Source organism: Pseudoalteromonas sp. APC 3224, assembly GCF_030407535.1.
Taxonomy (GTDB): Bacteria; Pseudomonadota; Gammaproteobacteria; order Enterobacterales; family Alteromonadaceae; genus Pseudoalteromonas.
Genome location: NZ_JASDDF010000021.1, coordinates 1 through 21,915, shown reverse-complemented (window position 1 = coordinate 21,915; position 21,915 = coordinate 1). Strand labels below are relative to the sequence as shown.

20 protein-coding genes are annotated in these 21,915 nt (G+C 39.5%); 5 read left to right on the top strand and 15 right to left on the bottom strand.

Annotation, left to right across the window (positions count from 1 at the left end; all coding sequences use genetic code 11):
• Positions 1 to 21 precede the first annotated feature (21 nt).
• Positions 22 to 1,083 (top strand): hypothetical protein, encoded by a 1,062-nt coding sequence (locus QL989_RS10900; protein WP_075170530.1) that lies wholly within the window; start codon positions 22 to 24, stop codon positions 1,081 to 1,083.
• Positions 1,084 to 1,137: 54 nt separating this feature from the next.
• On the opposite strand, the gene trpS is transcribed toward QL989_RS10900, so the two are convergent.
• Genes trpS through rpe form a run of 3 tightly spaced genes read right to left on the bottom strand, consistent with a single transcriptional unit; the run spans position 1,138 to position 3,524 of the window.
• The gene (gene trpS, locus QL989_RS10895) at positions 1,138 to 2,142 is read right to left on the bottom strand and encodes a tryptophan--tRNA ligase (protein WP_010390450.1); all 1,005 of its coding nucleotides are present in this window, start codon (positions 2,140 to 2,142) and stop codon (positions 1,138 to 1,140) included.
• Positions 2,143 to 2,175: 33 nt separating this feature from the next.
• Positions 2,176 to 2,841 (bottom strand): HAD-IA family hydrolase, encoded by a 666-nt coding sequence (locus tag QL989_RS10890; protein ID WP_290170464.1) that lies wholly within the window; start codon positions 2,839 to 2,841, stop codon positions 2,176 to 2,178.
• Positions 2,841 to 3,524, bottom strand: coding sequence for a ribulose-phosphate 3-epimerase (gene rpe, locus QL989_RS10885; protein WP_290170461.1), 684 nt, complete (start codon positions 3,522 to 3,524; stop codon positions 2,841 to 2,843). Before rpe ends, QL989_RS10890 begins: the two co-directional genes overlap by 1 nt.
• Before the next feature lie 275 nt (positions 3,525 to 3,799).
• On the opposite strand from rpe, the gene QL989_RS10880 reads away from it, so the two are divergent.
• Both QL989_RS10880 and QL989_RS10875 read left to right on the top strand, forming a co-directional pair.
• Positions 3,800 to 4,099 carry a hypothetical protein gene (locus tag QL989_RS10880; protein WP_010390444.1) on the top strand — a complete coding sequence of 100 codons (300 nt, stop codon included), beginning with the start codon at positions 3,800 to 3,802 and terminating at the stop codon, positions 4,097 to 4,099.
• 3 nt (positions 4,100 to 4,102) lie between these two features.
• Complete coding sequence (locus QL989_RS10875; RefSeq protein WP_041709648.1) at positions 4,103 to 4,288, top strand: DUF2970 domain-containing protein; 186 nt, start codon at positions 4,103 to 4,105, stop codon at positions 4,286 to 4,288.
• Here the strand turns inward: QL989_RS10875 and QL989_RS10870 are convergent.
• The 9 genes from QL989_RS10870 to QL989_RS10830 form a co-directional block, all read right to left on the bottom strand.
• Entirely contained in the window at positions 4,251 to 5,102 is an 852-nt protein-coding gene (locus tag QL989_RS10870; protein ID WP_010390441.1) for a Dam family site-specific DNA-(adenine-N6)-methyltransferase, read from the bottom strand. The genes QL989_RS10875 and QL989_RS10870 overlap by 38 nt on opposite strands.
• A gap of 53 nt (positions 5,103 to 5,155) precedes the next feature.
• Positions 5,156 to 6,472 carry an AAA family ATPase gene (locus QL989_RS10865; RefSeq protein ID WP_290170454.1) on the bottom strand — a complete coding sequence of 439 codons (1,317 nt, stop codon included), beginning with the start codon at positions 6,470 to 6,472 and terminating at the stop codon, positions 5,156 to 5,158.
• Entirely contained in the window at positions 6,473 to 7,543 is a 1,071-nt protein-coding gene (aroB, locus tag QL989_RS10860; protein WP_075170537.1) for a 3-dehydroquinate synthase, read from the bottom strand.
• A gap of 29 nt (positions 7,544 to 7,572) precedes the next feature.
• The gene (gene aroK / locus QL989_RS10855) at positions 7,573 to 8,091 is read right to left on the bottom strand and encodes a shikimate kinase AroK (RefSeq protein ID WP_008466255.1); all 519 of its coding nucleotides are present in this window, start codon (positions 8,089 to 8,091) and stop codon (positions 7,573 to 7,575) included.
• Between the two features lie 494 nt (positions 8,092 to 8,585).
• The gene (locus tag QL989_RS10850) at positions 8,586 to 10,676 is read right to left on the bottom strand and encodes a type IV pilus secretin PilQ family protein (protein WP_010390433.1); all 2,091 of its coding nucleotides are present in this window, start codon (positions 10,674 to 10,676) and stop codon (positions 8,586 to 8,588) included.
• Entirely contained in the window at positions 10,663 to 11,199 is a 537-nt protein-coding gene (locus tag QL989_RS10845; RefSeq protein ID WP_010390432.1) for a pilus assembly protein PilP, read from the bottom strand. Before QL989_RS10845 ends, QL989_RS10850 begins: the two co-directional genes overlap by 14 nt.
• The gene (locus tag QL989_RS10840) at positions 11,199 to 11,801 is read right to left on the bottom strand and encodes a type 4a pilus biogenesis protein PilO (protein ID WP_010390431.1); all 603 of its coding nucleotides are present in this window, start codon (positions 11,799 to 11,801) and stop codon (positions 11,199 to 11,201) included. The genes QL989_RS10845 and QL989_RS10840 overlap by 1 nt, the downstream gene beginning before the upstream one ends.
• Positions 11,791 to 12,363 (bottom strand): PilN domain-containing protein, encoded by a 573-nt coding sequence (locus QL989_RS10835; RefSeq protein ID WP_054202545.1) that lies wholly within the window; start codon positions 12,361 to 12,363, stop codon positions 11,791 to 11,793. The genes QL989_RS10840 and QL989_RS10835 overlap by 11 nt, the downstream gene beginning before the upstream one ends.
• Positions 12,351 to 13,430, bottom strand: a complete 1,080-nt coding sequence (locus tag QL989_RS10830) for a pilus assembly protein PilM (protein WP_010390429.1) — start codon at positions 13,428 to 13,430, stop codon at positions 12,351 to 12,353. Before QL989_RS10830 ends, QL989_RS10835 begins: the two co-directional genes overlap by 13 nt.
• A gap of 131 nt (positions 13,431 to 13,561) precedes the next feature.
• On the opposite strand from QL989_RS10830, the gene QL989_RS10825 reads away from it, so the two are divergent.
• Positions 13,562 to 16,036 carry a penicillin-binding protein 1A gene (locus QL989_RS10825; RefSeq protein ID WP_055012263.1) on the top strand — a complete coding sequence of 825 codons (2,475 nt, stop codon included), beginning with the start codon at positions 13,562 to 13,564 and terminating at the stop codon, positions 16,034 to 16,036.
• A gap of 48 nt (positions 16,037 to 16,084) precedes the next feature.
• Here QL989_RS10825 and metL read toward each other — a convergent pair whose 3' ends face one another.
• A complete protein-coding gene (gene metL, locus QL989_RS10820; RefSeq protein ID WP_290170449.1) occupies positions 16,085 to 18,430 on the bottom strand; it encodes a bifunctional aspartate kinase/homoserine dehydrogenase II in 2,346 nt (781 codons plus the stop codon).
• Between the two features lie 49 nt (positions 18,431 to 18,479).
• The gene (gene metB / locus QL989_RS10815; protein WP_054202547.1) at positions 18,480 to 19,727 is read right to left on the bottom strand and encodes a cystathionine gamma-synthase; all 1,248 of its coding nucleotides are present in this window, start codon (positions 19,725 to 19,727) and stop codon (positions 18,480 to 18,482) included.
• Between the two features lie 198 nt (positions 19,728 to 19,925).
• On the opposite strand from metB, the gene metJ reads away from it, so the two are divergent.
• Positions 19,926 to 20,246 carry a met regulon transcriptional regulator MetJ gene (metJ, locus tag QL989_RS10810; RefSeq protein WP_008115021.1) on the top strand — a complete coding sequence of 107 codons (321 nt, stop codon included), beginning with the start codon at positions 19,926 to 19,928 and terminating at the stop codon, positions 20,244 to 20,246.
• Positions 20,247 to 20,317: 71 nt separating this feature from the next.
• Here metJ and QL989_RS10805 read toward each other — a convergent pair whose 3' ends face one another.
• A complete protein-coding gene (locus QL989_RS10805) occupies positions 20,318 to 21,559 on the bottom strand; it encodes a malic enzyme-like NAD(P)-binding protein (protein ID WP_008465773.1) in 1,242 nt (413 codons plus the stop codon).
• Between the last annotated feature and the right edge of the window lie 356 nt (positions 21,560 to 21,915).

Here is a 21,915-nt window from a genome sequence, read left to right as displayed (position 1 = left end):
AATACACTTTGAGGAAAGCCGGTGTTAAGGTATTTAAAAGTTGCAAAATGGCGTGCTAATAAACAGTTTAAGCAACAGCAAAAAAGCTGGCAACCACACCAAATTAAACTGCTGAGTCATATAAAAAGCATATGGTTTAACCTTAACACCGCGCAAAAGCTTTACCTTCTTGCACTTATAAGTTTAGCTATTTTTAAGTTAACCTGGTTGTGCGCCAGCATCACCATTGTTGCACTGATCGTAGAGTTTTGGCCCAAGTTTAATCAGCTCTGGAATTCACTCGCTGGCAAAGCACTTATTTTGGTATTTTATGCCAGTATTGCTAACTTTGTTCTAGCAGGTGCAAGCGGTATAGTGAATGAAGTAACGCAAGTATCAGCTAATCATTTTAACTACACCCACAACTTTGCCACTTTATTATATTTACCGCCTTGGACACTGGGGATAACCCTAGCAACCTTACTCGGCTTACAGCTTATTTTGCCATTTTACATCATCGTTTTACTGCTTATAAAACCCTTTGGCTCTGATCGTATTAAATTTATCAGTCAAAGCTATTCGCCGCTTCTCACTGCATTTACGCGCTTTTTTTTAGCTACTGTGGTGTTTGTAAGTTTAATCGCGTTCATTGATGACAAACCGCCTGAAAAAGTATTAAACGACATCGTAAAGAATTTTGAAAATAGTAAGTCTATTGCGAATAAGTCACCCGCAGAACAGGAACAAGCAATAGAAGAGTTAAGTGAACAGATAGAAAAAAAACTTCCCTCTTCAGACAATGACAAAACTCAGACAAAAACATTTGGTATTCGCTTAGAAGGCGAAGACGATAATACCCAGACAGTTAAGCAGTTTTTAGATACTAAAGGCTACTTTGAGCGCAGTAAACGCTTAATCGCTATGTTTGCCTATAGTTATGAAGCAGATAGCTACTCTCGCTGTAAAAAGTCAAAAGAGAGTAAGTCAATTGAGCTCAATGATTACGAAATTGTTGAAATAACGCCTGATCAAAGTATGCCTTATGGCTATCAATTTATAGTTAGAGCCTGTGAATCTGCCGGTATTTCAGCTACAAAACATTAAAATACAAAAATGCCGCTGAATTAGCGGCATTTTTGTATCTGCAAAAAAACAGACTTATGGGCGTGGAATAAATCCAACCGCATCATAAACTGCTTTTAATGTTTTCTCAGCACGGGCACTGGCTTTCTCTGCACCCATTTTCATAATGTCATTTAATAACGTTTGGTCTTCACGTATTTCTTTAAAACGAGCCTGAATTGGCTCTATCATGCTGACAACAGCTGCTGCGGTGTCTTTTTTCAAGTGACCATACATTTTATCTTCATATTCAGGGACTAGCTCTTCAATTGAACGCTTAGTCGCAACACTTAATAAGGTAAGTAAGTTAGAAACACCTGGCTTTTCACTACGATCAAAATAAATGCGTGCTTGTTCGTCTGAGTCGGTAACCGCTTTTTTAAGCTTTTTCTCAATCTTTTTCGGCTCGTCTAACATCATAATAAAACCATTTGGGTTTTCATCAGATTTAGACATTTTCTTCAGTGGATCTTGCAAGCTCATAACTCGCGCACCAAACTCAGGAATATAAGGTTCTGGCAGCGTAAAAATGTCGCCGTATACATTATTAAAACGATTCGCAATATCACGAGTTAACTCTAGGTGCTGCTTTTGATCTTCGCCAACTGGTACTTTATCAGCTTGGTATAATAAAATGTCAGCTGCTTGCAAAGCTGGATAAGCAAATAAACCCACATTAATATTATTTGCATGCGTTGCCGACTTATCTTTAAACTGGGTCATGCGATTAAGCTCACCCATTTGCGCATAACAGTTTAATACCCAACCAAGTTGTGCATGTTCTGGCACTTGAGATTGAACAAATAATGCCGCTTTTTCTGGGTTAATGCCACACGCCGTATATAAAGCAACACCATCTAAAACGCGAGCACGTAATAACTCAGGGTCTTGGCGTACAGTAATTGCGTGTAAGTCGGCAAGCATAAAGTAGCTATCATATTCTTCCTGTAGCTTAACCCACTGGTTAATAGCGCCAACATAGTTGCCTATTGTCATACCACCGGTTGGCTGCATGCCACTTAATACTACTGGTTTACTCATGATTTTCCTTTATTTTTACTTAATTTGAAATGCTTAACGCTGCGTTAGTGTCGGTATTATAGCTAAGAAGTTATCGCATAGGTACTGTGGATTATAATCCCCTAGCTGCTCTCCTTGATGATACCCATAAGTAAGGGCTATCACATCAATACTAGCAGCTTGTGCTGCCAGTATGTCACTCTTTGAATCACCGATCATAATGGCTTTATCTGGCGAAACATTCAATGTATTGCAAGCAAATAGGAGTGGCTCAGGTGACGGTTTTTTTGCCATGTCGTCACCGCAAACAATTACTTCAAAATGACTGCGAATAGCCAGTTTATCTAAAAGTAGTTCAGTAAAGCGGCGTGCCTTATTGGTAATAAGTGCTTTGGGCATACCACTAAGGGCTGCGAGTCCAGTTTCAACATGCTGATATAATACGCTGTATTCACCAACCTGCTCACTGTAATGTTGATAAAACAGGTTGATAGCTCGTTCGCTTAAAGCCTCATCGAGGTGTTCACTAATTTGCATATCACCGCATAGAGCTCGCTTTACTAACACCTCTATGCCATTACCTACCCAGCTTTCAACTAATCGCTGACTAACTATGGGAAACGCTAAATCACTTAGCGTAAGATTTAAGGCCATATATAAGTCATACACGCTATCAACTAGCGTGCCGTCTAAGTCAAATAGTGCAGCATCATATTTCATTATTTAATACTTTCTAATTGTTGGCGCATTTCATCAATTACGCTTTTATAGTTAGGCTGATTAAAAATAGCAGAGCCTGCAACAAACATGTCAGCCCCCGCTTCAGCCGCTGCAGCTATGTTATCTACTTTAATACCGCCATCAACTTCTAAACGAATATCATGCCCTGAATCAATAATGCGTTGCTTTGCCTCTCGCAGTTTTTCCAGTGTTTGTGGAATAAAACTTTGTCCACCAAACCCAGGATTTACTGACATTAATAAGATCACATCTACTTTATCCATCACGTGATCGAGGTAACTTAAACTTGTTGCCGGGTTGAACACTAAGCCAGCCTGACAGCCTTGATCTTTTATCAATTGCAAAGTACGGTCAATATGCTCACTGGCTTCTGGATGAAAGGTAATAATTGATGCACCCGCCTCGGCAAATTGTGGAATTAAGCTATCTACCGGTTTTACCATTAAATGAACATCAATAGGGGCTTTAATCCCATAATCGCGAAGTGCTTTACACACCATTGGGCCTATTGTTAAGTTAGGGACATAATGGTTATCCATTACATCAAAATGGACAACATCAGCTCCGGCAGCTAACACTTTGTCGACATCTTCACCAAGGCGTGCAAAATCTGCAGATAATATTGAGGGCGCTATTAAGTACTTTTGTTCACAGTTGAGCATCGCTAATCCATTAATGAATAATTTATGGCGTTAATGTAACTTAATTAACGATGTTACCCAAGTAACACCTTTAAAAAATAGCGCTAAGTTAGCAACACCAATGACAAACTGTCTTTAACTATAACAACAGTTAAGCTGCGTGAGCTAAGAAGGATAAAACATGCTTATAAAAAATTCTGCGGTATGATTAGCTGTGAATATAACTAAAAATAAAGTGTATTATTTAAGCGATTTTTGTTATGCTTCGCGAAGAACTAAATTATTAGGTTTATATTATGCGTGCTTTTAAAATTGGATTATTAATCACGTCGGTAAGTGTCATTATTGGAGCAGCGTCGCTTTCTTCAAATACGGAGCAAGAATTAAGCTCTGCCAACACTTGTTTTCATAAAGAGCAAACTAACGCTATCAATCATAGCGTAAACCGCTGTATTCAAATTGAAGAAGATTCCTCATGGGCTTCTTGGTTAACCGGCGATAGCCGCAGTGCACAGTTCCATTATCTAGACTTCCTAGAGTTATTAACAGGTACTGATGACAATCACAAACCCTCTTCAATCAAACCATTATTTTAATTAATGCAGCACTTTTTAAGCGCGTTACAAAGTGTGCTAGCTGCATTTTTTGGTGTGCAATCCGAAGATAAACGTCAAACAGACTTTAAACACCACTCCCCTATTACTTTAATTGCTATTGCCGTGGTACTTTTTGTATTATTTGTGTTGGCTATTTACGCAACCGTGACTTCGGTGCTAAGTACATAGCCATTAGCTCATCGACTTTATTTCGTGAACCGCCTTTTGGGCTAATCGTGCGTTTAACCTGAATTTTATCCAAAGAAGCTTGGCTGTAAATTTTGCGTGTCCATACCGTATCGTGATTTGAAATAAGGACCGGCGTATTATTCTCAAATGCCGCTTGCTCAGCTAAGTTCGCTAAATTAGCCTGGTCGTCCAAATTAAACCCGCCTTTTGCATACGAAGTAAAGGATGCGGTTTTACTTAATGGCACATAAGGCGGATCACAATAGATCACTGCATTATTAGGCACCAGTTTGAATACATCATCATACCCTAGGCAAGTAAATGTAGCCTGTTGCGCTTTGCTAGCAAAAAAGTACATTTCTTTTTCAGGAAAATAAGGCTTTTTATATTTACCAAAAGGCACATTAAAAATGCCCTTTAAGTTATAGCGGCATAATCCGTTATAACCATGGCGGTTCATATATAAAAATAAGATGGCTCGCTCATATACATCGCTGCTTTGATTAAACTGCACGCGATAATCATAATACGCATCTGAGTGGTTGTTTAAATCAACAAAAAGCTTTTTGGCATCACTAATAAACTCATCAGGCGAACGCTTGAGCTCTTTATATAAATTGATTAAATCAGCATTAATATCGTTAAGTACATAGTGTTTAAAATTGCTATTTAAAAACACTGAGCCCGCACCAACAAAAGGTTCAACCAAAGTATCTGCATGCTTACTTGCTTGATTTAGTCGCGCGTTAATATCTTCAACGAGGCTGTATTTTCCGCCAGCCCACTTAAGGAAGGCTCTACTCTTTTGCTGCATTGGCTCTTTACTTCAATTCGGTGTTGCGCGATTTTACACTAAAGTTACTGAGTTTACTGATCAACTCGTGCAATTTCTTGTTTTATTTTACTAATTTTTTTATAGAAAGGTTTATTTTTTCTAACCCCTGCAGGAAGCCCTTGCAGTGCTTGCTTCGCCTCATTTAAGTTAGCAAAGCTACCTGTAGTTACTACCCACCATATTTTACCATTTCGTTTAGTTTGGTATGTATTAGTAATACTTTTTAGCTTATGTTTAGCAATAAACTCATTACCTACCTGCTGCTGAGTTACGGCTAAGAGCTGAATAACAAAATTATCCTCAGGTTGTTGTAAGTACCAATTACTGGGTATTTTTACTATTTGGTTTTGCGACTTTGTTTGTGCAGGTTTAGTAATCGGTTTTTCTTCAACGGGTTTTAATTCCGGCTTTTCCTGCTCAACAACAATCGTTGATTCCGTTAAGCTCTCGACAATCGCTGGAACATTATTATTGGTGGTGTCTTGAGTGGGCTTTTGAATAACAGCCGCTGACGGCTCACTACTTACAGGTGGTATAAGTTGCTGTGGTTTATTTTTAATAGCTTGCTCAGTTGTAATAGCGGTTGATAGCACTTGCTCATCAATTTGACGATTAGCATTTTCCCACCACTGGGTCATATCGGCTTTGTATACAAGACCAATAATCAACAGCATAATTATCAATAATAATGTGACCAGCTGTAAGCGCCAAGACACCTTATCTTTAACGACAATATCAGCAACCTGCTCGCTTGGCTGCCAGGCTAACAACAGACTCGGGTTACCTTGAGCTTCAACTAAAAAGGTTTGAAAGACAGGATCTTCATCATAAGGTAAGCTCGTAAAATACCACCCCATAAGCTGCTTACTTTCAACTGTATTTAATGGCTCTAAATGTATATTTACTGCATCTTTAAAGGGTAGTTTAGACTGCGATGCAATCATAATATAAAGTACATTAGGTGCATTTTTTGATAGTAGCTCAAGCTCCGCGATTAGCTCTTCAGATAAGTGTCTGCCGCCATCAATAACCCACAAACACGCCCCACATTGTTGCTGTTGCGCTAATTGATAATAGTTTTGCGATAAGCTTAGGTTGTGATCAATTAAAGGGGCATTAAAACTTTGCTCTAATAACTGAGTCATTAACTGCACATCAGTCATCTGTGCGCTTACTTGCACAAATGCTTTATTAAAATCGTTATATTTATCAGTAATGAAGGTTTCAAGCAAATAGCTTTTACCTAGACCAGAAGTACCCAATAAAACAATTAGGTTTTGACAATATTCAAATTGTAATGCGATTCTATCCACCAAAGCCGCACGGCTTGGTAAAATTTGTGACTGCATTTATTGCTCGATCAACGCTCTAACTTGATCATCAGATACATCATCAACTAATGCACACTGACCAAATTTGGTGGGTAAAATAAATCGGATAGTCCCTTTTTTATTCTTTTTATCTTTGCGCATATGCAGTAAAAATTGCTCACTAGTCATATCGCTAGGGATTTCGATTGGTAAATTATACGCTGCTATTAATGTGGTAATACGCTCTACATCTTGCTGTGTTAAGTCGTTACGAGTATGAGCAAGCTTGGCAGCAAGCACCATACCTGTTGCCACAGCTTCACCATGTAACCACACGCCGTAGCCCATTTGCGCTTCTATAGCATGGGCAAACGTGTGCCCTAAATTTAACAGCGCACGCAGGCCTTGCTCTTTCTCATCTTGTGCAACGATAAGCGCTTTAATTTCACAGCATCTAAAAATAATATGCTGTAAACAGGCTTCATCTAACTGTTGTAATTGAGCGATATTTCGCTCTAAAAAAGCAAACAACTCAGTGTCGTAAATTAGGCCATATTTAATAACTTCAGCCATGCCTGCAGCAAACTCTCGGGTAGGTAAAGTATGTAGAGAACGCGTATCTATAAACACAGCCTGGGGTTGATAAAAAGCCCCTATCATATTTTTACCTAACGGGTGATTTACTGCTGTTTTGCCACCAACTGAAGAATCGACTTGAGATAATAACGTGGTAGGAATTTGGATAAAAGGCACACCGCGCTGATAACAGGCAGCAACAAAACCAGTTAAGTCACCAACTACGCCACCACCTAATGCAATTAAGCAGGTGTCACGACCGCAATTATTTTCAAGTAAGAATGCTGATATTTTTTCAAACCAGGTAAGCGATTTATATTGCTCGCCATCTGGAATAATAAAATGAAGTGGGTTTAGCTGTGCTAATGAGTCAAGCAACTGCTGAAGATAGAGCGGTGCAATAGTGTCATTAGTAATGATGATAGGCCGACAATCACCAATATGATGGATTAGACGGCCTGTATCTTGAAGTGCAGATTGACCAATATAAATAGGATAACTTCGCTCGTCTAAATTAACAGTTAATTCAAGCATGCTGGGTTAGTCCTTTTTAATACTGGCTTTTAAAAATCCAATTTCTCGATTATTTGGTTAGCAACAACTTTCGCGCTCTGCTCATCAGTGCGTACAACAAAATCAGCTACTTCTTTATATAATGGTTCACGCTCTTCTGCTAAGCGCTCAAGTACATCACGAGGTGCTTCTTCTGTTTGCAGTAATGGGCGACGCTTGTCGCGTTGCGTACGTGCAACTTGCTTTTCAATCGGTGTCTCTAGGTATACAACAATACCGCGAGCCGAAAGCTTGTTTCGAACTTCTTTACTCATTACTGAGCCACCACCAGTAGCAAGAACAATACCTTGCATCTCGGTTAAGTCACCAATAACAGATTCTTCACGAAGTCTAAAGCCTTCTTCACCTTCAAGATCGAATACCCAGGCAATATCTGCGCCCGTGCGACGTTCGATTTCTTGATCAGAATCAACAAATTCAAGGTGTAATTGGTCAGCGATGTGACGACCAATCGTGCTTTTGCCAGCCCCCATGGGGCCAACTAGAAATATATTACGTTTCTCAGCCATATCTTTTAGTACAAACGAACTCTAAAATTTGAAATAAAACCCCGCCTAACGACCTGGCCCCAAAATTAAGAAAGGGATTATCTCAGTAATCGGTCGGGTATTTCAAGTCAATTAGGATAAAAAGCCATATAACGAGCAATTAAACTAAATAATTACCCATTGGTTAACAAAAAAGCACCTTATTATAGGCAAGTTTATCTTCTAGGGTTAAAATTTATGCAATTAAAGGTTACTACGTGTTACTTAGTAAGTGCTTTTGTATAGTAATTTCACAAAAAACTCAGTCACAAACAACATAAACGTAGACTTAAAATGCATCCGCAGTACAGTACACAATATAAAATTATATACTGCCTAATTGTACATTTACAGGGAGTGTTCACACCAACATAACTAAATACCAATTCCATCTAGTTTGTCGTTCAGCCTAGATAGTTTGAGTAACCAAAGCCCTGAAGAGTCAATCTGTCTCAAGCAGCACTCAGGTTAGGTAATTAGTCTATTTGAATTTTAGGTGTGACAAAAATCAGCAGTTCGCGCTTTTCATTAAACTCGCTTGTGCTTTTAAATAGTCTTCCTACGTAAGGAAGGTCGCCCAATAAAGGTACTTTTTTGGTCGAATTAATAATTTGCTGTTGGAAAATACCACCCAACACTACCGTTTGTCCATTCTCAACGAGAACTTGAGTCTCAATTTGTTGCGTATCAATAGCAACAGCAGGACCAGTTCCTGTTTGAACAGTATCACCACGAGTATCTTGAGTAATTATTAAGTTTAAAATAACTTTGTTGTCTGGTGTGATGTGAGGTGTTACCTCTAGGCTCAACACTGCCTTTTTAAAGCTTACAGTTGTTGCGCCACTTGAAGCAGATTCAACATATGGGATCTCAGTACCTTGCTCAATACGCGCTTTTTGCTGGTTAGCAGCGGTGATACGCGGACTAGCAATGATTTCACCCTTATTTTCTTCTTCGAGCGCAGTTAATTCTAAATCAATTAACGTTCCATTAGCTAGTTTAGCTATATGCATACCAATACTTGCCGATGGATTTGCGACAGGTAAATTAACGTTGAGTCGATCTGAAAGGCTAGGAATATTTCCATTAGAAATCGTTTCAGCGCCTTCTAATGTACCAGAAACACCATCAGAGCCTTGTTGATCACTGAAGCCCCAACGAACGCCTAAGTCTTCGGTTACATTATCACGAACGGTTACCATACGCGCTTCAATAACCACTTGTTTGACCGGTATATCTAAGGTTTCGACCATGCGGCGAACACTTTCAATGCTTTTTGCTGTGTCTTTCATTAATAGCGTATTAGTACGTTGATCAACAGACACACTGCCTCTCGCTGTAATAATACTATTGGTATCTGTTTTTAATAAGTCGGCAAAATCTTCTGCTTTGGCGTAATTTAAACGGATGTATTCACTATATAGTGGCTCTAAATCTTCAACTTGTTGCTTCGCTTTTAACTCTTTTGCTTCACGGGCAGCAAGCTCTTCAGATGGCGCCACCATTAATATAGAACCATCCATACGTTTGTCTAAGCCTTTTATTCTTAGCACGACGTCTAACGCCTGATCCCAAGGGACCCCATCTAAGCGAAGGGTAATATTGCCAGTTACTGAGTCACTTGTTACCAAGTTAAAATCATTGTAGCCCGCAATAATCTGTAACACAGCGCGAACAGAGATATCCTGAAAATTAAGCGTCATAGGGCGGCCTAAGTATTCTTTGCCTCCATCTAAAAATCCATTTTGAGTCTCGTCTTTCTCAACCGTTAAGGTAAAAATATTTTCGATTTGCTGATACGTGTAAGCAAAAGCTTTATTAGGTTCAATTACAATGCGTGTCAGATTATCTTCCTTAAACGTTTCTATACTGCTCACTACAGTACCAAAGTCGAGTACGTCTAATTCATATAATAAGTCATCTAAAATATCGGTATGATGAAACTCTGCAATGATTTTCCCGCCACTTTCATGAACCTCAATAGCAGCCTGTGTATCTTGCAGGTAAACAAGTACTTTTGCTTCACCTTTTTCACCGCGGCGAAAATCAATTGCTTGAATGCCATTAATATAATTAGAGGTATAGGCAGGTGTATCTTCACTTGTTGTTACCATTTGCTCTGTTAGAGGATTATCAGATATTCTTATTGAAACTAAATTGTTGTTTACCTCAGTCTCATATATTTTTAATCGCTCCAAATTAATGGTTACCTTTAAACCCGCGCTGGTCATCATGCTGCTGATGTTACTTATTCCTGCTTGGTTAATAGCAATATTTGCCAACCCTTCATCTAGTTCAACAGCATTAAATAATAACTCTATACGTGCCGGACTATTAAAAACTTGTACCTCAGGTTGTTGCTGTAACTCTTCATCAAATACTAGCTGTAATTCGGTTTCACCTTTAAGTAATGGATTATATCGAACATCATAGAGTAAAGGGGCTGCACTGACTGTTTTCGTAATTAGTAATAAAAATACAAATAGCAATGTCGTTAAAATACGGTGATGCGAACACTCAGCTTTGTGCATATAGGGAATACCATTTTTCTTATTAATTTGCGCCATTAGTTGCCGCCTCTAACATTTCTAATTTGGTCAAACGTTCTTTCCAACAACCTGACCCATCAGGGATTAATTCTACTAATTCAATATAGTCACTATTAACACTGCTTACTTTTCCATCATAGGTACCTAAATAGCTCCCTATGGATACTCGGTGTAAGGTGTTATCAGCAGCTGTAATGAGCGCCCATGTCTTGCCGTTCGATCCTATTGTGCCCTTCATTGATAAATTATCTAATGGGTACTTCTCCAGAGGTTGACGAACACGTTCTGGGTCTGGGTGAAGACAGTTTTTAACTTGTGTTAGCTTATTTTGTATAATTTCTGGTTCTGGTGCTACAAAAGGGCTACGTATATCTTTGGCGTTATATTCAAAGTGCTCAAATTTAACTAACTCAGGTATTTTTTCTACACGTGCAGTAGTGTTTGCCTTAACCTGATCAATAAATTCTTTTTGCTCAGATGTATCTTCATTACAGCCACTGAGCAACAATATTGCGACAGTTAAAAAGGGAAGTTGCTTCATCATCTTACTCCCTCTTCATAACGATAAGTTTTTGCTACTACACTAAATGTTAGCTGCTTTTCGCCAGATGATAAAATAGAAAAGTCGTGTAAACTTACTATTCTTGGCAATTGAGCCACTTTTCCTACAAATTCACCAAACTCATGATAAGTGCCTACCACTTCAATTTTAATGGGTAGTTCGGTATAGAACTCTTTTTCAACTTCTGGTAGCCAACCAATTTTTAAAAATGTTAAGCCGCTGGTTGTCCCCACATAGGAAAGGTCATCTAATAATCCTGGCGTCTCATTTGAGGTAGGTAGACGTTTTAATAGCTGAGAAAACTTATCTTCCATCTCAACCATTTGTTCACGATAGATATCGAGCTTACTGGCAACTGCATATTTAGTTCGATAAGTTGTGCGTAATTCTATCTCTTTGGCAACCGCGTTATGGTAGCTTTCTATCTCATCTGACACTAATAAGCTGTAGCTAAAAAACAATACGAGACAAGCAACAAAAGAGCAGCATATTGCTTTTACAATAACTGGCCACTCGCCTATATTATCAAGCTCAATTTCATTCCAATCTATTTCTGAAAACGACTTAAAATCAAGGTTCATTACGTACCTCACCTATTCTGCCAAATGGTTTTACGTAGAACTCCATATTAAAATCGCTGAGTAAACGAGAAGACTGCTCACCTGCAACAATACCTTGCATTGTCGGGCGCTCTAATAAATAAGAACTTTGTACCTGTCGAAGCATAGTGGATAAACGATTATTAGACTCACTTTTACCTAATACATGAATTTGACTACCTTTACGCTCAAGCTTGGTTAAGTAAACCCCGGCAGGCACTATTTTTGCCACTTCATCCATTATTTGCGTGCCTAAATTTCGGCTGCTTTGTAGTTCTTCAATTAAACGCATACGTTGTTGTAGGTTTTCTTTTTTTTTGTCTAAATCACGTATATCGCGAATTTTTTGATCAAGCATTGTAATTTCTGAGCTGAGATAGTTATTTTTTAGCATTTGTCCTTCTTTTAGACCGCTATAGAATGTACTCAGCGCATACATAGTTACAAAGCAAGCTATAACCACGGCCATCAGCAATGTAATAAATTTCTTTTTAGACTGCTCACGCTGTAATTCACGCCAAGGTAGTAAATTTATATGTGGCATGATGAAAAACTCCTCAACGCCAGGCCGGTCGCAATTGCAAACTGAGTGCGGTGGCGCTGTATTATATTACGATCTACTCTAGGTGATATTTCCATTTTATCAAATGGTTCAACAACAACCGTATGTATCCCTAACTCTTCAATTAATAACCTATCAATACCTTTAATCATGGCAGAACCGCCAGTCAGTACGATATAGTCCAACTGCTCTTTACCCGTTGTGGTTAAAAACATTTGTACAGCACGACGAACTTGCTGCAATAGCGAGGTTTGAAAAGGCGCTAACACTTCAAATGTATAATTAGGAGGTAAATCACCCGTTGTTTTACCAATTTCAGCCTCATCAAAGCCTTTATTGTAGTAAGCAACAATACTATTTGTGTATTGGTCACCACCAAATACTTGGTCGCGGGTATAAATTGTTTCACCAGATTGCACTACACTGACCAAGGTAAGCACTGCACCTATATCAACTACTGCAACGGTCTTATCAAACGCATCAGATGGGAGCTGTTGATAGTAAACATCCATAGCCCGACTTAATGCATAACTTTCAACATCCACTACTTTGGCTGTTAAATTTGCAGCACTAAGTGCGCCTACTCTCGCTTCCACACTTTCCGTTCTCGCTGCAGAAAGTAGAACATTAATTTTGCTCGGATCGGCACTGTTAGTAGAGAGTTTTTCAAAATCTAAACTGACTTCATCTAATGGATAAGGAATCAAGCTATCGGCTTCAATCTCAATCTGTGACTCTAATTCAGCGTCGCTTAAGGAAACATCCATGAAAATGACTTTGGTAATCACTGTTTGCCCTGAGACAGCAACAGCAGCAGACTTTAATGACTTTGGTAGTTTTCGTTTTAACTTGGTTATCACATTGCCAATTGCTTCAATATCTTGAATGTTACGCTCGCTCATAGCGCCTTTTGGCATAGGTTCAATTGCAAGTGCCTCTAGTCGAAGCCCAGTTTCTGTTTCACTTAAAAGCACGGCCTTGATAGAGTGCGATCCTATATCAATACCCACCATCATAGGCGATGGTTTTTTTATCAATTGACTTAGCATGTTTGAAACTTTGCCTTTGTTTTAATAATAAACAAGTTATAATTTATATCTTAAAAAATATTATTCAATTTTTAATCAATATATACTAGCAGTCTCAACCTGTAATTGGGAGTCCGTTTAGGGAATTATCAGTGATTTTATTAAAAAGAACTTTACAATTTTTGATCATTTGTGCATTACTTGCACTAATTACATTGCTTAGCCTTTATTACTACGTTAAATCCGATATTCCAAGCGTACAGGTTTTAAAAAACGTTCAATTACAAACGCCTATGCAAGTATTTACCAAAGATGGACTCTTAATCAACCAATTTGGTGAAAAAAGACGTATCCCTGTAACTATAGACCAAATTCCTGAGCCTTTATTACAAGCTTTTTTAGCAACAGAAGATAACCGTTTTTATGACCATATCGGTATCGATCCAATTGGTATTGTACGCTCAGCACTGGTACTTATTTCTACCGGTGAAAAAAAGCAAGGTGCTAGTACAATCACGATGCAGTTGGCTCGTAACTTCTTTTTAACGCGAGAAAAAGCCTACATTCGTAAGGTAAAAGAAATATTTATTGCCATCCATATCGAAAATTTACTTTCAAAAGATGAAATCTTTGAACTTTATCTGAATAAAATAGAGCTAGGAAACCGAGCCTTTGGTATTGGTGCAGCTGCTCAGGTTTATTATGGTAAAGAGCTAAAAGAGCTTACTCTTGCACAAATGGCAATGATTGCCGGTTTACCCAAAGCGCCTTCAGCACTTAACCCTATTCGTAATCCAAAGCGAGCCAAGGCCAGAAGAAATGTAGTGTTAGGGCGAATGCTAGATGAAAAATATATTTCTAGAGCGCAGTATAACGAAGCTACGAGCCAGCCAATTACCGCCTATTTCCATGGGGCTGAAATTGACTTATATGCGCCATATATTTCAGAAATGGTACGTGCTGAAATGGTATCGCGCTACGGTATAGATAAAGCCTATAACTCTGGATTTAAAGTATATACTTCTGTTGAGTCAAATATTCAACAGGCGGCACAAACGGCTTTGGTTAACAATTTACATGCCTATGATATGCGCCATGGATTTAGAGGTCCTGAAGCCATTTTATGGGATCCACAAACAGAGCCCACACCTTCTGATTCTAAGTTATTAAACATTTTAAAAGAGGCCAATGAACTAGGCCCTCTAAAAGCCGCTGCAGTTTTAAATGTATCCGACAAAAGCGCGGAAGTAATACTTAAAAGCGGCGAACGCACAACATTGACTTGGGATAATCTAAAGTGGGCACGTAAGTTTATCACCCGTTATCGCCAAAGCTTTGCTCCTGAAGCAGCAAGCGATATATTAACGCCTGGCATGCAAATATGGCTGCGTAAAAATGATGACAACAGCTATATTTTGAGTCAAATCCCTGAAGCTGCAAGCGCCATTGTGTCTTTAGACCCACAAGACGGGCGTATAAAAGCCATTGTAGGCGGTTACAGCTTTGAACAAAGCCAATATAACCGTGCAGTGCAAGCTAAACGCCAAGTTGGCTCTAATATTAAGCCATTTATATACTCTGCTGCACTTGAAAAAGGCTATACCTTAGCGTCAATTTTAAATGATGCTCCTATAAATCAATGGGATAAAAGCCAAGGTGTCGCATGGCGACCTAAAAATAGCCCTGCCATTTATAATGGCCCTATTCGCATTCGCCGTGCTTTAGCACAATCAAAAAATGTGATTTCGGTACGTTTATTACGTGGTGTTGGCTTGCAACGTACAGCCGATCATTTACTTAAATTTGGCTTTGCAAATGAAGATATAAATCGCAGTGAATCACTGGCTTTAGGTAGCGCATCTATCACTCCAATAGAGTTAGCTCGTGGCATGAGTACTTTTGCCAATGGCGGCCACTTAATCGAACCTTACTTTATTTCAGAAATTCAAGATGCTATGGGCAACACCTTATTTAAAACTAACCCGACTGTAATTTGTGATAATGAAACGACAACGCCTAGCTCGCTAATGCTAAGTGAGCAAGTAGCACCAAATTGCGCGCCGCAGATTATATCTAAACAAAATGCATTTTTAATTGCCAGTGCTATGAACAGCGCAATTTGGGGGGGTGGTAGCTGGTCTCATAAAACAGGTTGGAGTGGCACAGGATGGCGTGCACAAGCGCTAAAACGTCGCGATCTGTCAGGTAAAACAGGCACCACGAATGACTCTGTAGATACTTGGTTTAGCGGCTTTAATCGCGATGTGATGACCTCTGTTTGGGTTGGCTTTGATAACCCTGGTAATACGTTGGGACGCTCAACCTATAACAATAACTTAGGAAGTGGGCAAATATCAGGCGCAGAATCAGGTGCTAAAACAGCTCAGCCTGCATGGGTGGATTTTATGAGAGTCGCACTGGATGGTAAACCTGCGGCACCTATCGAACCGCCTGAAGGGTTGGTTTCTATTCGTATTGACTTAGAAACGGGGCTATTAAGTCATAAAAACGATTACACCAGCCGTTTTGAATACTTTGAAAAAGGCACCGCTCCCACCAAGTATGTGTTATCACAACCAAATGATATATTTGAAGAAAACACTAAAACTGAAGAAGAGCTATTTTAAATATAGCGAACATCAAAAAGGCCGCTAATTTGCGGCCTTTTTGATGGTCTAACTAATATTTTGTACCAACCAGTATAAGTCAGAGTGCACGCCAGCTGCGGTCACTTCTTTACCCGCACCGGGGCCTTGTATCACTAATGCGTTTTGGTTATACCACTGAGTATTAATCACAAAAATATTATCGCCAGGTGTTAAATTAGCAACCGCTTCGCTTTTTGGTACATAGGCAATTCCTACCTTAGCGTTTAGCTTGCTGTTTTTAAACTCTAGCAATCCGGTATAACACAGTGCAGCATTTTGTTGCAAAGCCGCTTCGAAGTGCTGCTTGATAAACGTATCTAAACTAGCCTTGTTATCAACAAAGTCATTCCAACTGCCCGCACTTAGCTCATCGGGCATCAATGCCGATAAAGAAATGTCACCAAGTTCCAATTCAATACCTAATTCACGCGCCAAAATAAGCAACTTGCGTTGCATATCTCGGCCAGATAAATCTTCTCGCGGATCAGGTTCGGTGAACCCCAAAGCTTGTGCTTCAAGCACTAAATCTGAAAATGCCTTGCTACCATCATACATACTACATAACCATGACAGCGTGCCAGAAAACACGCCTTCTATACGCGTTATTTTATCGCCACTGTTTTGCAAATCGGCCAGTGCAAAGTTAATCGGTAATCCGGCTCCCACACTGGCATTATAACGCCAATGTAAGCCGCGCTGTGCCAAATCTTCACGTAATGCTTGATACCAGCTCAGCGGAGCTGTGCCTGCGTATTTATTAGCACTAATTAAGTGACAATTTAATTCCACAAATTTGCTATAAAGCTGGCTAAAATATTCACTGGCGGTAATATCAATCACTACCTTATGTTCATACTCAAGCGTATCAATGTATGACAACAAATCAGCTTGCTGATAGGGGCTTGCATGGTTTTCCCATTGCTGTTGCCAGCTCTCACAATCTAACCCATTGGCATTAACCAGCATCTGCTCTGAGCGCAGTAATGCTACTAACTTAACGTTAAAACCTGATGATAAACGGGCTAGTTGTGCTGGTAGTTGGCGCATAAATTCGGTACCCACATTACCAAGCCCTGCAATAATTAAAGCTATTTCTTGCGCTTTATTGATCAATTTATCATGCAGTAAGCTCAGCACATCACTCTCAAGTACCTGATCGGTTAATAATAACGTATAACCTTTATCAAAATGAGTAAACCTAGGATGGATTGATTGCGCTTGAAGTACAGCGGCACTCTGCTCACCGAGCGTCGCTATATCTTGCTCTGATGCAATAATTGCAACCCCATTTAAGTTAGACTCACTAATGTTGGCGCGGCCAGCAAAATAATTAACCACCTGATATGTCGCCGACGCAGGGACTACCAAGTAAATTTCGCCCGCATGTTCAAAGTGATGCAAACTATGCTGAATAAGCTGACTAACATGCGCTACCTCGCCTTCACTCAAGTCATCAACAGTAAGTAAATCCACATTGTTAATCGTGGTTAAAAAGCGCTTTTGTTTACTCATTCCTAATTTAACTATTTCGGTATGGCTGCCTTGAAGATCGTAACTACTGCGAACAATTAACTCTATATCGGTCCCTTTTAATGGCGATAATGTTTTAGCATGTAGTACGGGGTTACCTAGTCTAGCCAATAAATTAGCTTGTTCGCGGCACACCCGCGCATACTTAATCGCATTAGCGACCTTACGCGGATCAGTACTAAAAACACCTTGAGTGTCAGTCCAAATAGACACTTTTTTAGCATTGCAATATCGTGCTAATAAAGTAGCACTGTAATCACTACCATTTCGCCCTAAGGTCACGGTTTCATATTGTAAATTAGCCGCAATAAACCCTGTAACGACATTAATTTTGCTTGTATCTATGGCTTTTAAGCACTGCTGCTGATTATTAGCATGCTGTAGCTGCCCTGCGTCTAATATGAATAACTGCCTAGCGTCCAGAGCGCAAGCACTAACGTTAAGTTGCCCTAAGTAAGCGCTTAATAGCCTTGCAGACCATAATTCGCCATGAGCTAATAGCCACGCTTCAGTTAATATGTTTTGCTTAGCCTGCTGAGTAATAATGCTTAGCTCAGTGGCAAGTATATTGAGTGCTTCATGCTTAGCATTGGCTATAAGCAATTGTTCAATTAGCGAAGATTGATGATTACTTATTAATAAAATAATGTCAGCAATCGCTTGGGTATCTTGCTGTTGAAAGCTTTGCCACAATTTAACCAAGGTATCGGTGGTTTTACCCGCAGCAGATACCACCACACAATCCCCTGCTTGAGCATGAGTTAAAATAATATTTGCGACACTTTTAAAGCGATCCGCTGAGCTTAAACTCGAACCACCAAATTTATGAACCTGATTTACCATGTTAATACCAACTCGACTTCATGTTTTATATTTTCAAAATTGGTAGGCACTACCATAACGCCGGATGCGCCGCGTTTAGTTTCGCTGAGCCAAATGACTCACTGGCACCATTTTTTGCAGCTAAAGCATTATCTGCTTGCCCGGGGCGAACCAAATTAAATACCCTGTCTAAATCAGCAAGTAAGTCTTTTGCATCTTCTATACCCACCGAAATACGAATAAGCGTATCACCCACCCCAGCTTCTGCACGAGCAGTCGCCTCCATGCCTGCATGGGTCATGGTTGCGGGGTGACAAATCAAACTTTCAACTCCGCCTAATGATTCCGCCAAACTAAATTCATTTAAGCGCGTTAAAAACGCTGCAGCATCGTTTATATCGCCTTTGATATCAAAACTAACCATTGCACCAAAGCCAAACTGCTGCGCCTTAGCAAGCGCATGTTGTGGATGTGATTCAAGACCTGGATAGTAAACCTGAGCAACAAACGGGGAGTTTTCTAGATACTGTGCAATAGCGAGTGCGTTTTCTTGGTGTTGCCTCAAACGCACGTTTAACGTGCGCAAACCTCTGAGAGTTAAATAGCTATCAAATGGCGCTCCAGTAATGCCAATATTATTTGCCCACCATGCCAGTTCTTCACCAAGCTCAGCGGTTGCTGCAATAACCGCCCCCCCAACAACATCTGAATGACCATTGATATATTTAGTAGTTGAGTGAACCACAATATCAGCACCAAATTTAATCGGATTTTGCAAAGCCGGCGATAAAAATGTGTTATCGGCAGCAACCAGTGCACCGCACTGCTTAGCAATATCGGTAACTGCTTTAATATCAGTTAATCGTAAAATTGGATTACTCGGTGTTTCAATCCAGATCAGCTTAGGTTTAATAGCAAGAATTTGCGATAAGCTTTCGCTTTTAGTGAAATCGACCACTTCTAGCTTTAATAAGCCGCGTTTTTCCAGTGAAGTAAATAAACGATAACTGCCCCCATAGCAATCGTGAGGGATCACTAATGTATCGTCACTATTTAATAATTGGGTTGTTAAGTGAACAGCCGCCATGCCCGTTGCGGTAATTATGCCTTTAGCCCCGCCTTCAAGTTCAGTGAGCGCCTCAGCCAAAATGTCACGATTAGGATTACCACTGCGGCCATAATCATATTGGCGCTTGGTATCAAAGTCAGCAAATGAGTAAGTGGTTGATAAATAAAGCGGTGGAACAACCGCACCATGCTGTTTATCGGCTTCTATTCCAGTACGAACAGCAATTGTTGCCTTATTTTTTTCACTCATTTTCGTCACCTTTACTATTTTGGATGTTTAGACGTCTAAAAGGTAGCGCATGCAGTTTAAGATGTCAAAACATTTAAATGTCTAGATAGCTAAATAACTAGTATTTGACTATCTTTTTTAAACCGATAGAATTTCACGCATATTTACACGCTTTGATGCTGTGTGAGCAATTTATAATCTGAGGCAACGATACATCTTATGGCTAAATGGAATGGTGAATATATTCACCCATACGCAGAACACGGGAAAAAATCCGAACAAGTAAAAAAGATCACCGTTTCGATCCCGCTAAATGTATTAAAAGTATTAACCGACGAGCGTACCCGTCGTCAAATAAACAACTTACGCCATGCAACAAATAGTGAGCTTTTATGCGAAGCATTCTTGCATGCGTTTACAGGGCAACCGCTACCTAATGATGATGATCTACGTAAAGACAACGCAGAAAAAGTACCTGAAGAGGTGAAGAAAATAATGCAAGAAATGGGACTAGAAGTGCCTATTTTAAATGAAGACTAAATTTCTTTATCTGTGTTATAAAAAAACCTCAGCAAATGCTGAGGTTTTTTTGCGTTAATTTACACTTAAAATTACGCCATGTAATTTTCTGGCATATCAATTTGTGCCACACCCGAATCAACTGCAGCTTGAGCAACGGCTTTGGCGATACGAGGCAGTAAGCGCGGATCCATAGGTTTTGGTATAATATATTTAGCACCAAACTCTAATTTATCGATACCTGCAGCAGTCAATACTTCAGCCGGAACTGGCTCTTTAGCAATACTGCGAATTGCCTCTACAGCAGCTATTTTCATTTCATCGTTTATTTCACTTGCGCGTACATCTAGTGCGCCGCGGAAAATAAATGGAAAACAAAGTACGTTGTTAACTTGGTTCGGATAATCAGAGCGGCCAGTCGCCATAATAAGATCGTTGCGTGCAGCATGTGCTAATTGCGGATCAATTTCAGGATCGGGGTTTGAACATGCAAATACAACTGGGCGGTCAGCCATTAACTTCAAATCATCGGCGGCTAATAAATTAGGGCCTGATACACCAACAAACACATCGGCATCTTCAATTACGTCCTGTAAAGTACGTTTATCCGTGTTGTTTGCAAATAATTGCTTATATTCATTTAAGTCATCACGACGTGTATGAATAACACCTTTACGGTCTAACATATAAATATGTTCACGCAGTGCGCCACACTTAATTAAAAGCTCCATACAGGCAACAGCTGCAGCGCCGGCACCTAAACACACGATAATCGCATCTTCAATTGCTTTACCTTGTACTTCTAGCGCATTTAGCATACCCGCAGCCGTTACAATTGCCGTACCATGTTGATCATCATGAAACACAGGAATGCTGCAACGTTCTATAAGTGCTTTTTCTATCTCAAAACATTCTGGCGCTTTAATATCTTCTAGGTTGATACCACCAAACGTATCTGCAATATTCGCAACCGTGTTGATAAAGTCTTCGGTTGTGCGGTGCTTAACTTCTATATCAATTGAATCTAGGCCTGCAAAACGTTTAAATAATAATGCTTTGCCTTCCATTACTGGTTTTGAGGCTAGAGGGCCTAAATTACCTAAGCCTAAAATTGCGGTGCCGTTAGTAATAACCGCAACCATATTTCCTTTACCAGTATACTTATAAGCATTTGCTGGATCAGCGGCAATTTCACGAACAGGTTCTGCAACACCTGGGCTATATGCGAGCGCGAGGTCTTTAACCGTCTCAGCGGGCTTGGTCAGCTCAATACTGATTTTACCTGGAACGGGATGGGCATGGTAATGTAGTGCTTGTTCACGAAAATCTGACATAACGCGATTATATCCTGCAATTTAAGTTAAAGTGAGAGGTAGTTTTATTCTACGATACCTTTATTATTTTTAAATTCCAAGCAATATCAGGTCTATCCTGTTATATGCTAGAACTCTTAATTTTAAGTGATTTATCAGCAACTTCCCTAGATTATCCTGACATTTTTAAAATATAAATTCGTCATAAAAATGAAAATTACAGGTCGTTTTTACCCTTATTCAATATTTATGAAATACTCTTTTCAGTCTTAAATTAAAATAGTGAAATACCGAACTTTGTTTAACTTTAAATACAAATAACTTCACGTTAACTACATTTAAGTACCATATTTAAAGTGTAACAAATAAAAATATAG